General features: G+C 34.9%; 14 protein-coding genes and 1 pseudogene. 13 read left to right on the top strand and 2 right to left on the bottom strand.

Annotated features, from left to right (window positions below; genetic code table 11):
- The 12 genes and pseudogenes from AABL52_RS21240 (at position 1) to aceA (ending at position 11,204) form a co-directional block, all read left to right on the top strand.
- Entirely contained in the window at positions 1–357 is a 357-nt protein-coding gene (locus tag AABL52_RS21240; protein ID WP_000750874.1) for a hypothetical protein, read from the top strand.
- Positions 358–388: 31 nt separating this feature from the next.
- Positions 389–688 carry a hypothetical protein gene (locus AABL52_RS21235; protein WP_001006046.1) on the top strand — a complete coding sequence of 100 codons (300 nt, stop codon included), beginning with the start codon at positions 389–391 and terminating at the stop codon, positions 686–688.
- Between the two features lie 11 nt (positions 689–699).
- Positions 700–888 (top strand): hypothetical protein, encoded by a 189-nt coding sequence (locus AABL52_RS21230; RefSeq protein WP_341518341.1) that lies wholly within the window; start codon positions 700–702, stop codon positions 886–888.
- A 133-nt stretch (positions 889–1,021) separates the two neighbouring features.
- The gene (locus AABL52_RS21225) at positions 1,022–2,290 is read left to right on the top strand and encodes a M48 family metallopeptidase (RefSeq protein ID WP_341518340.1); all 1,269 of its coding nucleotides are present in this window, start codon (positions 1,022–1,024) and stop codon (positions 2,288–2,290) included.
- Positions 2,291–2,423: 133 nt separating this feature from the next.
- Positions 2,424–3,155, top strand: a pseudogene (locus AABL52_RS27160) (MCP four helix bundle domain-containing protein); the annotation flags it as partial.
- Positions 3,156–3,197: 42 nt separating this feature from the next.
- Complete coding sequence (locus tag AABL52_RS27155) at positions 3,198–4,151, top strand: methyl-accepting chemotaxis protein (RefSeq protein ID WP_423250483.1); 954 nt, start codon at positions 3,198–3,200, stop codon at positions 4,149–4,151.
- 212 nt (positions 4,152–4,363) lie between these two features.
- The gene (locus AABL52_RS21215) at positions 4,364–5,272 is read left to right on the top strand and encodes a DMT family transporter (protein ID WP_097845316.1); all 909 of its coding nucleotides are present in this window, start codon (positions 4,364–4,366) and stop codon (positions 5,270–5,272) included.
- An 88-nt stretch (positions 5,273–5,360) separates the two neighbouring features.
- Complete coding sequence (locus AABL52_RS21210; protein WP_341518338.1) at positions 5,361–6,017, top strand: S-layer homology domain-containing protein; 657 nt, start codon at positions 5,361–5,363, stop codon at positions 6,015–6,017.
- 452 nt (positions 6,018–6,469) lie between these two features.
- Positions 6,470–7,129 (top strand): S-layer homology domain-containing protein, encoded by a 660-nt coding sequence (locus AABL52_RS21205; RefSeq protein ID WP_341518337.1) that lies wholly within the window; start codon positions 6,470–6,472, stop codon positions 7,127–7,129.
- Between the two features lie 339 nt (positions 7,130–7,468).
- Positions 7,469–8,125, top strand: a complete 657-nt coding sequence (locus AABL52_RS21200) for an S-layer homology domain-containing protein (protein ID WP_000731026.1) — start codon at positions 7,469–7,471, stop codon at positions 8,123–8,125.
- 189 nt (positions 8,126–8,314) lie between these two features.
- Complete coding sequence (gene aceB / locus AABL52_RS21195; protein WP_341518336.1) at positions 8,315–9,904, top strand: malate synthase A; 1,590 nt, start codon at positions 8,315–8,317, stop codon at positions 9,902–9,904.
- Positions 9,905–9,926: 22 nt separating this feature from the next.
- Positions 9,927–11,204 (top strand): isocitrate lyase, encoded by a 1,278-nt coding sequence (aceA, locus tag AABL52_RS21190; RefSeq protein ID WP_098237588.1) that lies wholly within the window; start codon positions 9,927–9,929, stop codon positions 11,202–11,204.
- A gap of 91 nt (positions 11,205–11,295) precedes the next feature.
- Here aceA and AABL52_RS21185 read toward each other — a convergent pair whose 3' ends face one another.
- Positions 11,296–12,087: a phosphotransferase gene (locus AABL52_RS21185; protein WP_341518335.1), complete on the bottom strand. Its 792-nt coding sequence runs from the start codon at positions 12,085–12,087 to the stop codon at positions 11,296–11,298.
- A gap of 370 nt (positions 12,088–12,457) precedes the next feature.
- On the opposite strand from AABL52_RS21185, the gene cspA reads away from it, so the two are divergent.
- The gene (cspA, locus tag AABL52_RS21180) at positions 12,458–12,661 is read left to right on the top strand and encodes an RNA chaperone/antiterminator CspA (protein ID WP_000301521.1); all 204 of its coding nucleotides are present in this window, start codon (positions 12,458–12,460) and stop codon (positions 12,659–12,661) included.
- Between the two features lie 231 nt (positions 12,662–12,892).
- Here cspA and AABL52_RS21175 read toward each other — a convergent pair whose 3' ends face one another.
- A complete protein-coding gene (locus AABL52_RS21175; protein WP_000391436.1) occupies positions 12,893–13,078 on the bottom strand; it encodes a hypothetical protein in 186 nt (61 codons plus the stop codon).
- Positions 13,079–13,188: the final 110 nt, after the last annotated feature.

Here is a 13,188-nt window from a genome sequence, read left to right as displayed (position 1 = left end):
ATGAAGAAGACGATTGAAAAAATATTGAAAGACATTATAGATGCTACGTCTCTTACAGATATGTGTGATAAAAGCGTTTGTCATTGGGTGCAACCTGTAGTAGATACGATTGTGTTTCCAGAGTATTACTTATTTTCTAATACTCATGTAAAAGAAAATATTATTTCTCTTCTTATTGTGTTAGGGGTTTTACTACTATTTGGTTTAATTGTAGAAGAAATGATGAAGCGCATCTTCAAAAAAAATGAAGAGAAGTATACGTGGGTTCATAAAGTATTCGAGAAAGTAATGGTGGCTTTCCTTTTGTTTTATAGTATGAAAACAATCATTTACTTTATAGCTTTGAAACATCATTAATTCTAAATTTGAAAGGGATGTATAAAATTATATGAATGAAACAATATCATCAAATAAGTTTTTTTATTTGATTTTACTTAGCATTGTGCTGATCACGACAGTCAATGTTATTCTTCGCTGGGAGGAAGCTTATTTCTTTATGTATTTAGCACTCCATTTGTTAGGAATATTATGTATAAGCGGCGGAATAGTTGCTGAAAAAAAGAGTGAAGAAAGCGTTAATTATATGTGTGTGACCGGTCTTATTTTACTTTTAGCAGTGCAAGGTATTATGAAATATAGTTCTTTTTCTTTACAAGATTTTAGTTTATTAGTGGATGTACTTCCTTAAGGAGGAACGTTATGTTATCTAAGAAGCAAATAGGATACGTACTAGTTTTAATTGGTTTTTTTACGCTTATTGTAACGACGTTATTTTTTCAAGACTATGAATATATACGCTATATAAAAGGCGCTGGTTTCATATGTTGGGTTGTAAGTATATTTCTTATCCCAGAGTATGAACCGAAGAAAGTGTCTAAAGATAGGTAAAACTCTTCTTTTTGTAGAAGAGTTTTTTTTGTAAGCAGAAGGCTCGCGAGCAATTCGCATAATAAGCTTGTTCTAATTTAGCATGTACGAACTTACAATAATAATAGACAGGCAGCATAGAGGAGGGAATAGCGTGAGGAAGGTTATTGGGTGGTCGCTTTTTTTGTACGTTGGGTTTGCGTTGCTTATATATTGGTATTTATTTGGATGGAATCATGAACTGATTCCGGACATGTATAAAGGAACAAAGGCAGATCCAGAAACGTTTATGAATGCAAGGGAGCTTACGCTAAGCCAAGATTATTCGCGCGTGAAAAATTTACTGTACTTTTTAGCGACGCCTCTGGAATGGATTATTTTATTATTTGTACTTGTGCTCGGTGTTTCAAGAAAGTTTGAGAAATGGTCGAAGGAAACGACGAAAATAAGTGTCCTGCAAGTTGCGATTTATTTCTTTTATTTATCACTACTCACAACAGTTCTTGCTCTGCCAATGCAATGGATTAGCCGAAAAGTGTCCGTTGATTACGGCATTTCAACGCAAAGTACACAAAGCTGGATAAAAGATCACGTTATCGGTTTTTGGGAAAGTTATGCGACGATGTTAATCGTAGTTACCGTACTTCTATGGCTTATCCGTAAATTCCCGAAGAGATGGTGGCTAGCAGGGTGGGCACTCTCTGTTCCATTTACAATCTTTTTAACATTTATACAGCCTGTCGTTATTGATCCACTTTATAATGATTTTTCGACGCTACAAAATAAAGAATTAGAAACGAAAATTTTAGCGATAGCAGACAAAGCGGACATTCCTGCTAAACACGTGTATGAAGTAAATATGTCAGAAAAAACGAATGCGTTAAATGCATATGTAACAGGAATTGGCCCTAACGCTCGTATTGTAATGTGGGATACAACGCTTAAGCAATTAAAAGATAAAGAGATTTTATTTATAATGGCCCATGAAATGGGACATTATGTTATGAAACATATATATTGGGGCGTTGCGAGTTATGTATTGCTATCGTTTGTAGGGATGTATCTTATTAGCCGTATTATAAATATGTGTATTCGAAAATGGGGGGATACGCTAAAAATTTCAAAAGTAGCATGTTTCTCAATTTTACCTTTATTTTTCTTAATTTCTTCTGTACTATCTTTTGCATCGCAGCCAGCAACAAACTATGTTTCTCGTATAGAAGAACGAGCGGCAGATCAATATGCTTTAGATATGACGAAGGACGGGAAATCTGGTGTAAAAACGTTTCAATATTTATCAAAAACGAGTTTAAGCCAAGTAAATCCGCCTGCGTTAGTGAAGTTTTTCTTATACACACATCCACCAATTTTCGAAAGAATCCATGCGTTTGAACAATATGATAAACAAAGCAAAAAGAAGTAGCGATTATGCTACTTCTTTTTTAGAGATATAAGTTTTATATTGGGAATATTTATCATTGCTTTTTATTGCGATTTTGTAAATAATAAGCTATAAAATTCTAAAAATCTATATATAAAGGAATAAAGGTGGAAAAATGTATTTTTTAAAAAATTTAAAAGTGAAATATAAATTATTATCGCTTATTTCATTAGCAGTATTTAGCATGGTAATTATGAGCTGCGTAGCAATTAATTCTATTAACAAGATTAAGCATGATACAGAGGTTGTAGTAGATGATTATCAACATTCTGTAGTTTTATTAGAAGGAATGCTTCGTACACAAAATTCACTAGAGTATAACTTACTAGAATTAATTACAGCGTCACCAAATGAGGCGACAAATAAAGAGGGGATTATTGGTAATATTGAAAAGGATCTTGAAAAATATGATTCTTTATTAAAAGAATATGATGATGGCTTCAATTTAAGTAAGCAAGAGGATGAACTGTTTCAGAAGATGGAGAAATCTTTGCCAAGTTATATGGATACATATAAGAAGTTGTTTGATAAAGCGAAGCTAACAAATGAATCTCAAATGGTAAACGAATTTCATAAGGAATTAAAACCGAAGGGAGTAGAGTTAGCTAGTTATGCTGTAGATCTAGAAGCGTATGTTTCAAATTTAGCTGACCAAGTATTTAAAGATTCTCAAAAAATGATAGAGCGGTCTGTTATTACTTTTATCATTCTTGTAGTAGTTACTACAGTCATTATATGTATAGTAAGTTATATTATTAGCAAGCTTATAGTTGCCCCTTTACAAACGGTTAGTCTTATGATGGAAAGAGCAAAAGATGGGGATTTAGCTGTACATGGTGAGTATAATGCTAAGGATGAATTAGGTGTATTAGTAAGTGATTTTAACGAAATGATTGCAGGGCTAAGAACAAATATGCAAGAAGTAGAGAATAATATTCAGCTTTTATTCCAACATGCAGACGGAGTAGTATCTGCATCGGAAGTATCTAGTGGTGCAGCGAAGAAAATCACTATAGATATTGAAGAAGTTGCAAATGGCGCAGAGAGTCAAATGCAAGCAATGGAGCAAACTGCGGGTGCGATGGAAGAGTTGACACAAGGAATGCAGAGTATAGTGAATACAGCATCCTCTGTAAATGAATTGTCTGCTCAATCAGCATTAGATGCAGAGAGTGGTAACAAATTAATGAAACAAATGATTCAACAGATGGATACAATCCAAAATTCAGTACATAACGGTGTGAAACAAGTAGAGACTATGAAAGAACAATCAGAAGAAATTGTTAAAATCATTGATGTTATGCAAGGTATTACCTCTCAAATTAACTTATTAGCATTAAACGCCGCAATTGAGGCTGCACGTGCTGGGGAAAGTGGTAGAGGATTTGCAATTGTGGCAGATGAAGTAAGAAAATTAGCAGAACAATCCAGTGATTCTGCAAAACAAATTGAGAAGCTTATTACTCAAGTTATGGGAACAACGAACCATACGGTACATATGATGGGGAAAGTAGATAATGAGGTACAGGCAGGTACACAAGTAGTAATGCATACAGAAAAAGTATTTGGAAAAATTACAGAAAAAGTACAGCAAGTATCTGAGCAAATTCAAACGGTATCTATGTCTACAGATGAAATTGCAGCGAGTAGTGAAGAGATTTCGGCTTCTGCAGAAGACATGGCTCAAATTTCCCAAAGATCATCTGACCGAACTGATAGGGTAAAAGAGTCTATTCAACAGCAAGAAAAATCTGTTCAAGAGATCTCGGTTTCAATTGAACATATGCATAATGCAGCAGGAGGATTAAAACAAATAGTTGCCCAATTTACTCTTCAAAAGTAGTAGTATATTTAAGTTTTAATATAGAAAAATTCCATTCAATAAATAAAAAAATCATCCTATATAACAAAGGGTGATTTTTTTATGGGAATTTTGTGCAGATATCACTTAATATATTCTGATTTTTTACAATTTTCCGATTGTAATATATAATAATACGTAATGTTTTGGAGATTTTTCATTTGTAAAAGATAGTTTATAGGAGGAGAGAAAGGGTGTTCAATAAAAAATCAATGCCGGCTATAAAGATGATCCTTTCGATGTCTATTTTCGGATCAATTGGATTTTTTTCTGTTCAAACAGGTTTACCGTCTTTTGAATTAGTATTCGTTCGTTGCATTTGTGCGACTATATTTTTAGCATTATGTTGGCTCGTAACAGGACAGTATAAAAGTGAGAAATGGAATAAAAAAGAAGTAATGCAAATATTAGCATGCGGTGTATTTCTCGTTTTTAACTGGGTATTTCTATTTAAAGCGTTTGAAGTTATGTCGATTACAATTGCGATTTCAGTTTACCACCTTGCACCTATTATCGTATTAATGATTGGTAGCATTGTATTTAAAGAGAGACTTACAGTATTTGCGGTTATGTCCATTGTCATTTGTTTTATCGGAACCGTTCTAGTAGCTGGAGTAGATGGAAGTCTATCGCTCGAAAAACTGATGTCATCTGGAATGGTATGGGCACTTCTTGCAGCTGTATTTTATGCTTTTACCACCTTATTAGGAAAAGGGATTCAGCATACGAGCGCATATGCGATGACATTTTTACAAACATTTTTAGGTATATTTTTATTGCTACCATTCGTAGATTTTGGCAAGTTTCAAGGGTTAACAGAGATGAACTGGATGATGATCACAGCGACAGGTCTTATACATACGGGATTTGTATATTACTTATTTTTTGACAGTTTAAGAGATTTATCGACGAGATTAATTTCGGTATTAGTGTTTTTAGATCCTGCGGTTGCAATACTATTAGATACAGTCTTTACCGGCTTTAGACCGACTAGTATGCAAGTAGTAGGGATTATTCTTATATTTGTAGGAATGGCATTTACTTTTCGAAAAACGAAGGAAGAAAAAATAGCGATAAAAGAAAATTTGCATTCTGAATTTTAAATATTCTCACCCACATTCTATTGATAATCTCCTAATTTTTTGTACAATAAAATTTGTAGGAAAATAAAGGAAAAAGTGGGTGGGAGAGATGAAAAAACTAGTAAAGATAATGACATCATTAACTTTAATGGGAGGAATATTTGTAAGTGTAAATGGTGTGTCTGCAAATGCAGATATTATCCAAAAATCTGGTCCGATGATAGAGTTTGATGATGTAACAACAGATCATTGGGCGTGTGATGATATTAAATATTTAGTATATCATCGAATTATGTTTGGATATGGAAATGGTAAGTTTGGTGTAGAAGACCATATAACACGTGAGCAAGCGGCGGCAGTATTATACCGCGCACTTCATGTAAAAGGAACTGCGGATATTGGGAATCCATATAGAGATATTAGTGTGAAATCAACCATGTTCCCTTACGAAATTTTACGCTTAACACAGCTTGGTATTTTTAAAGGAGACGAAAATGGAGATTTCCGTCCGAAAGCAACACTGACTCGTGCAGAGTTATCACAAATTTTAACGAAAGCATATGAGTTGAAAACAAAGCGTCCGCATACATTTACAGACATCCCAGAAAACTATTGGGCAAGAGACGCAATTAGCGCATTACAGTCTAATAAAGTGGTGGTTGGAACGGGAGATGGCAAGTTCGATCCTGAAATGCTCGTAACACGCGGGCAATTTGCGAAATTTTTAAAACGATCCATTGATAATTCTCCAGGGAAAATGGAATAGAGAAAGAGAAAGCTCATAATTTGTAGAGGAGACATCCTCCGCTCATTGTGAGCTTTTATTAATTAGGTAGGTTATTATTTTCGTATGTTGTAGTCCAGTTGATATCCTTTGTCGAAATGTCGATATACACGGAGTAACAACATATATTGGCGGTTTTTGTCTAGAAAATGAACTTTAAAAATGTGAAGGATTTCTTTTTAAAAAAGTAGAATATTTAATGTATAGAAACACTTTTAAATGACCATAGGAAAGGGATATGATTTGCGTACAATTCGGTATAAAAATTGAAATTGAGAGCGAATTGGCTCTCCTTTAGTAGTGATTTTCACAATAATAGATTTTTTAAATGTAATATATTGCATAATGGGTGTGGAGGCAACATATGTAATATTGGAAAGGATTTCAGTCTATTATTTTCCGTTTTTTTAAATGGAGATAAAGGGGAGAGGGCAATGAAAAAGAACATGTTACGTATAATGGCAACGGTAACTATTATGGGCGGCTTGTTTGTAAGTACAAATGTTCCAAACGTAAAAGCAGAAGAATATCCAAAAATGATTGTGTTTGATGATGTTCCAGTAAATTACTGGGCATATGACGATATAATGGACGTAGTATACAATAAAGTAATGTTAGGCTATGGAAATGGTAAGTTTGGTGTAGGAGATAATGTAACACGAGAACAAGTAGCAGCAGTACTTTATCGTACATTGAATTTGAAAAAAGAAGGACCCTTAAAAAATCCATACAAAGATATTTCTGAGAGGGCAACAATGTTTTTAGATGAAATTTTAGTATTAACAGAGCATGGTATTTTTAAAGGCGATGAAAAAGGAAACTTTAGACCAGCTGCACCAGTAACACGTGCAGAAATGGCGCAAATTCTTACGAATGCATTTACATTTGAGGTGAAGAAGAACCATACATTTAAAGATGTACCAAATAATCATTGGGCAAAAAATGCAATTAGTGCACTGCAGTCTAATCATGTCATAGTAGGAACAGGAAATGGGAAATTTGAACCGAATAAAGCTGTAACACGTGAGCAATATGCAACGTTTTTAAATAAAGCTGTTTTTTATTTTCCAGTAAAAGATGAGGATTATGAATAAAAGTTAAAATATAAGGATGTTTAAATTATATTAATATAATATTTATCGAGAAAAAAGCGCGGGAATTCCACGCTTTTTTTTTATTTTAAATTATTTATAATTATATCGATTTTCTATTCATAATTTAGTTTTTAGAATTTATTGGATAAGAAGGAATTGAATAAAGTAACTTTTTTCTGTTTAAATATATGGTTTAGTAACTTTATTGTTAATAGAGTGTAAATAAAATTATATGAAATATAGTTCATGAATTGGACAAAAATCACATGGGAATTGTATTGTTACGCTTCCATTAATTCTTTATATTAGAAAAAAATATGTTTTTAGGGAGCGAATACTTTGAAGAAAAAAGTTTTAAAAGTAGCAACAGCTTTAACAATTATGGGTGGAGTAGCATTTAGTGCTGAAGGTACAGTAAATGCTGCAGCAGCTCCGAAGTCACAACAAACAAGCCCGGCAATCTTTAAAGATGTACCAGCAGGACATTGGTCTTATGAAGCAATTCAAATTTTAGCAGAACAAGAAATTATGCTTGGTTATGGAAATGGTGTGTTTGGTTTTGGACATAACGTAACACGTGAACAAGTAGCTGCTTTAATTTATCGCACAATCGATTTCAGTGAAGCATTCGAGGAAGGCGATATTCTTGAAAATCCATATAAAGATATTAATGAAAAGTCAACAATGTTCTTAGAAGAAATTTTAGTATTAACAGAGTTAGGTATCTTTAATGGTGATGGAACTGGAAACTTTAGACCGAAAGATACATTAACACGCGCAGAAATGGCTCAAGTACTTACAGAAGCATATGAATTAGAAGTGAAAGAAACAAAAGGATTTAAAGATGTACCAAAGGGACATTGGGCAGAAAAAGCGATTAATGCAGTAGGTTCAAATGGTATTTCAGTAGGAGACGGGAAGGGTAACTTCGCTCCGAACATGAAAGTAACACGTGAACAATATGCGCAGTTCTTATTTAAAACAATTTTTGAATAAATAATAAAAAAGAAGCTGGTGTTGTATAACACCAGCTTCTTTTTTATGTGTAATACGGGTGGAAGAATACAGTTTTGTAAAAAAATCAATTAAATTTTCGAAAAAAACTTCCTTTTCTGAAGATTTGTTATATAATATAAAACATAAAATCAAATCTGTTATAAAACAGTTTAAGAAGGGGATGCTAATATGTCGACGCAAACTTCACGGGTTACATTGCCCGGAGAAATGTTACCAGCGTACAACGAAATATTGACACCTGAGGCGCTTAGTTTTTTGAAGGAACTACATGAAAATTTCAATGAGCGCCGCATAGAACTTTTACAAAAGCGTGCGGAGAAACAAAAGAGAATTGATACAGGAGAGTTTCCAAAGTTTTTAGAAGAAACAAAGCACATACGTGAAGCGGATTGGACAATTGCCAAATTGCCAAAAGATTTAGAGGATCGCCGCGTAGAGATTACTGGACCAGTGGATAGAAAGATGGTTATTAATGCTTTAAATTCAGGAGCACATCTTTTTATGGCAGATTTTGAAGATTCAAATTCACCAACTTGGCAGAATGCGATTGAAGGACAAATAAACTTACGAGATGCTGTGCAGGGAACGATTTCACATAAAAATGAAAACGGAAAAGAATATCGTTTAAATAGTAAAACAGCAGTATTAATTGTGCGTCCAAGAGGATGGCATTTAGAAGAAAAACATATGCAAGTTGATGGGAAAAATATATCTGGTAGCTTAGTAGATTTCGGACTTTATTTTTTCCATAATGCGAAAGCTCTTCTAGCAAAAGGAAGCGGTCCATATTTTTACTTACCTAAAATGGAAAGCCATTTAGAAGCAAGGTTATGGAATGATGTTTTCGTATTTGCTCAAAAATATATTGGTATTCCAAACGGAACGATCAAAGCAACGGTGTTACTGGAAACGATTCACGCTTCGTTTGAAATGGATGAAATTTTGTATGAGCTTAAAGATCATTCTGCTGGATTAAATTGCGGAAGATGGGATTATATTTTCAGCTTTTTAAAGAGTTTCCGTAATCATAATAAATTTTTACTTCCAGATAGAGCGCAAGTCACGATGACAGCGCCGTTTATGCGCGCGTATTCTTTGAAAGTCATTCAAACGTGTCACCGCCGTAATGCACCAGCTATTGGAGGAATGGCAGCACAAATTCCGATTAAAAACAATCCAGAAGCGAATGAAGCAGCTTTTGAAAAAGTGCGTGCAGATAAGGAGCGCGAAGCTTTAGACGGCCATGACGGGACTTGGGTTGCCCACCCGGGACTCGTACCAGTCGCGATGGAAGTATTTAATCACATTATGAAAACCCCGAATCAAATTTTTAGAAAACGTGAAGAAATACATGTTACAGAAAAGGATTTATTAGAAGTACCAGTGGGAACGATTACAGAAGAAGGACTTCGCCTGAATATTAGCGTAGGCATTCAATATATCGCATCTTGGTTAAGCGGACGGGGAGCGGCACCAATTTATAATTTAATGGAAGATGCGGCAACAGCGGAAATTTCTAGGGCACAAGTATGGCAATGGATTCGTCATGAAGGTGGAAAGCTACATGACGGTCGTAATATTACGCTTGAACTGATGGAAGAGTTAAAAGAAGAAGAGCTAGCAAAAATAGAAAGAGAGATTGGTAAAGAAGCCTTTAAGAAAGGGAGATTCCAAGAGGCGACAACGTTGTTTACAAATCTCGTTCGGAATGATGAATTCGTACCATTTTTAACATTACCGGGTTATGAAATTTTATAAAAACGAAAAGGGGATGGAACAAATGAAAAACGAAAGAATTGAGAAATTACAAGAGAGTTGGGAATTAGATACGCGCTGGAAAGGGATCACACGTCCATATTCGGCACAAGATGTAATTCGTCTGCGCGGATCAATTGATATTGAACATACATTAGCGCGCCGCGGTGCTGAAAAGCTTTGGTCATCGCTTCATACGGAAGATTACATTAATGCACTTGGAGCATTAACAGGGAACCAAGCGATGCAGCAAGTAAAAGCTGGGCTAAAAGCAATTTATTTAAGTGGATGGCAAGTAGCAGCTGATGCGAACCTTTCTGGACATATGTATCCAGACCAAAGTTTATATCCAGCGAACAGCGTACCTGCTGTAGTAAAACGAATTAATCAAACACTGCAACGTGCGGATCAAATTCAGCATATGGAAGGAAGCGGTGATACAGATTATTTCGTACCGATTGTAGCAGATGCAGAAGCTGGATTTGGCGGACAATTAAACGTATTTGAACTGATGAAAGGTATGATTGAAGCAGGTGCATCAGGTGTGCACTTTGAAGATCAATTATCTTCAGAGAAAAAATGCGGTCATTTAGGCGGAAAAGTATTACTACCGACGCAAACAGCGGTACGTAATTTAATCTCGGCACGCCTTGCGGCAGATGTAATGGGAGTGCCGACAATTATCGTTGCAAGAACAGATGCGGATGCAGCAGATTTAATTACGAGCGATATTGATCCGGTTGATAAAGCATTTATTACAGGAGAAAGAACTCCAGAAGGATTTTACCGTACGAAAGCAGGTCTTGATCAAGCGATCGCACGTGGTTTAGCATACGCTCCTTATGCAGATCTCGTTTGGTGCGAAACGTCTGAACCAAATTTAGAAGATGCAAAAAGATTTGCAGAAGCAATTCATAAAGAGCATCCAGGGAAATTGCTTGCATACAACTGTTCACCTTCATTCAACTGGAAACAAAAACTAGATGAGAAAACAATTGCGAGCTTCCAAAAAGAAATCGCATCTTACGGTTATAAGTTCCAGTTCGTAACACTAGCTGGCTTCCACTCATTAAACTACGGCATGTTTGAACTAGCACGTGGCTATAAAGAGAGAGGCATGGCAGCGTACTCTGAACTACAACAAGCAGAATTCGCAGCAGAAAAACACGGCTACTCTGCAACTCGTCATCAACGCGAAGTAGGAACAGGTTACTTTGATGAAGTAGCACAAGTTATTACAGGCGGTACGTCATCAACGACAGCGCTAAAAGGATCTACAGAAGAAGCACAATTTACAAAATAAAAGGAAGGGGCCCCTTTTTGAAGGGTGCCCCTTGTTATTTTCGGAACGATTTTTCACATATATCGACTTATCGACAAACAAGAAGATATTATCAAATCCACTCAGCTCTATGATCGCGAATAAACTCCATATCTTTTTCATAATGCTCTAAATGTCCCTCATCAATCATTCTTTGGAAATTCACATCGCCTTCTTGTGCTTTTCTTTTCATATATGTACATAAAGCTTCTAATCGTAGTAAAACCATTCCTAAGTAATCTTCGTCCATACTTTTACCGTAGGACTGGACAAATAATTTCACTCTTTCTTTCATACGACCAGCATGTTGTGATGAGTCATAGTGAACTGCCTCACCCGATTCTGTATAATATGTTCTACTTAAAGGCACACAAGTATAAAGCGTATAAGCGATATCCCAAATTCTTGGACCAGGAGCAGCAACATCGAAATCAATAATGCCTACTGGTTTTTCTTGATTAAAAATAATGTTATATATAGCAAAATCATTGTGGCATACAACCTCAATGTCATTAGGAGTACAATCCATCGGTTGCCATTCATCTGATAAGGGGAAATCACTTACCGCATCATGATAAAGGCGGAGCATCTTTGCTATTTCTTTTAAAACATCATTAGACCGCATATATTCTTTTAACGGATAATTCCCAGTTTCTCCTTCAATAAAGGATAAAATCTCTCTATTTTTTTCATCTACACCTAAAAACTTTGGAGCATGATGAAACCCTTTGTTTTCTAAGTGTTGTAATAATGTATGAATTTTTGCATTACCTGACTTTAATTCTCGCCGAACAGTATTTTCAGAACGATACACATTTGATACATTTCCCCCTGTAAGCTTTTCTTCGTTGGCGTAGTTTGACATATAATCCCCTCCAATATAACGATTGTATGATTATATTGTAACACTTCAGAATAAGGGATGTAATCGCATTCAAATGGTGTGTGTTCATTTTAAAGTGAAATCCGCACATACTACAATCAATTATTTACGAATGTACAATCAATTTAATTTGTCAGTTATTTTCAAAAAAGATTGTACATTTTATTTTAAGTATGCTATGATGAAGTCAGTTGAATAGTTAAATTAAGCAATCCATATATTATCAAGTGCCGAAAACGAACGAGAAAAAGTATGTGAGAACTAGTTTATGTTTCGTGTTTGATAATGTGTGGATTCTTTTTTTATACAGGAAGACTAAAATAAATTGTGTTTTCTTTAGGAGGAAATAATTATGGCAGTAACAGGACAAGTAAAATGGTTTAACAACGAAAAAGGCTTCGGTTTCATCGAAGTTCCAGGCGAAAACGATGTATTCGTACATTTCTCTGCAATCGAAACTGAAGGTTTCAAATCTCTAGAAGAAGGTCAAAAAGTTAGCTTCGAAATCGAAGATGGTAACCGTGGACCTCAAGCTAAAAACGTAATCAAACTATAATTTTATAGTTTATTATGGAAAAAAGGGATGGCTGCTGCCATCCCTTTTTTTGTTGTAATATACGATGGAAAAGTATACAAATGAAGTAATACTCGATGTTCGTAGTGGGAATAAAGTAGACCTACACAATACGATTGAAGAAATCTCATTCGCTCGTTTTAGATGAAGAAAAAATAGTCGTTTTTTTTGAAGATGAAGAAGAGTAAAAGGCTTTCCAAAATGGAAGGCCTTTTACTCTTCTTTTTCAACCTTTTTCTTCGCGCGTTTCTTACATTCAGGGCATTTCGATTTACGAAAAGGCTTTGCAAAAAATAGTAGAATGAAAAATAAGCCGAATATAATGCTAGCTGAGTTTTTCACGATCACAATGCTACTGTTTTTCATTTGAATCGTTGGTTGCATTTCTTTTTCTTCCATAGTGGACCTCCATTTATTGGATTTTCCTTTTAATTATAGCAAAGTTAATTGTCGTGATGATGAAAAATGAAGAAGCAGTTGTAAATATTTATAGGTAGTATATATGCATT

Source organism: Bacillus paramobilis (assembly GCF_038096195.1).
Taxonomy (GTDB): domain Bacteria; phylum Bacillota; class Bacilli; order Bacillales; family Bacillaceae_G; genus Bacillus_A; species Bacillus_A mobilis.
The sequence above is the reverse complement of the archived record's forward strand: the minus strand, read 5'-3'. Positions and strand labels throughout refer to the sequence as shown.

Bases quoted from the DNA above. Each gene is read 5' to 3' on its own strand.
- AABL52_RS21240 (WP_000750874.1), top strand. From the start codon at position 1: ATGAAGAAGACGATTGAAAAAATATTGAAAGACATTATAGATGCTACG.
- AABL52_RS21235 (WP_001006046.1), top strand. From the start codon at position 389: ATGAATGAAACAATATCATCAAATAAGTTTTTTTATTTGATTTTACTT.
- AABL52_RS21230 (WP_341518341.1), top strand. From the start codon at position 700: ATGTTATCTAAGAAGCAAATAGGATACGTACTAGTTTTAATTGGTTTT.
- AABL52_RS27155 (WP_423250483.1), top strand. From the start codon at position 3,198: ATGATTGCAGGGCTAAGAACAAATATGCAAGAAGTAGAGAATAATATT.
- AABL52_RS21210 (WP_341518338.1), top strand. From the start codon at position 5,361: ATGAAAAAACTAGTAAAGATAATGACATCATTAACTTTAATGGGAGGA.
- AABL52_RS21205 (WP_341518337.1), top strand. From the start codon at position 6,470: ATGAAAAAGAACATGTTACGTATAATGGCAACGGTAACTATTATGGGC.
- aceB (WP_341518336.1), top strand. From the start codon at position 8,315: ATGTCGACGCAAACTTCACGGGTTACATTGCCCGGAGAAATGTTACCA.
- aceA (WP_098237588.1), top strand. From the start codon at position 9,927: ATGAAAAACGAAAGAATTGAGAAATTACAAGAGAGTTGGGAATTAGAT.
- AABL52_RS21185 (WP_341518335.1), bottom strand. From the start codon at position 12,087: ATGTCAAACTACGCCAACGAAGAAAAGCTTACAGGGGGAAATGTATCA.
- cspA (WP_000301521.1), top strand. From the start codon at position 12,458: ATGGCAGTAACAGGACAAGTAAAATGGTTTAACAACGAAAAAGGCTTC.
- AABL52_RS21175 (WP_000391436.1), bottom strand. From the start codon at position 13,078: ATGGAAGAAAAAGAAATGCAACCAACGATTCAAATGAAAAACAGTAGC.